Annotated in this window: 1 pseudogene; it reads right to left on the bottom strand. The window is 41.4% G+C overall.

Annotated features, from left to right (window positions below):
- A pseudogene (locus WFH18_RS18315) lies at positions 1-110 on the bottom strand (DDE-type integrase/transposase/recombinase); the annotation flags it as partial.
- Positions 111-222: the final 112 nt, after the last annotated feature.

Raw genomic sequence — 222 nt, 5'->3', positions numbered from 1 at the left:
TCGAGCACCATATCTGTATTCATCCGTGTCGATACTTTCCATCCAACAATTGCTCGTGAGAACACATCAATAATAAAGGCGGTATAGACCCAGCCTGAATGAGTTTGAATAGGCTTTGTTGCACAAACCTATCTGTAAAGGGTTTTTCAGCGATATAATTTTCAAATGAAGAAGCCTGCACACAAAATCTACCGCACAACCAATTGGCCCGCATATAACCGA

The organism is Acinetobacter sp. USHLN143 (assembly GCF_037145695.1).
GTDB classification, from domain to species: domain Bacteria; phylum Pseudomonadota; class Gammaproteobacteria; order Pseudomonadales; family Moraxellaceae; genus Acinetobacter; species Acinetobacter fasciculus.
The sequence above is the reverse complement of the archived record's forward strand: the minus strand, read 5'-3'. Positions and strand labels throughout refer to the sequence as shown.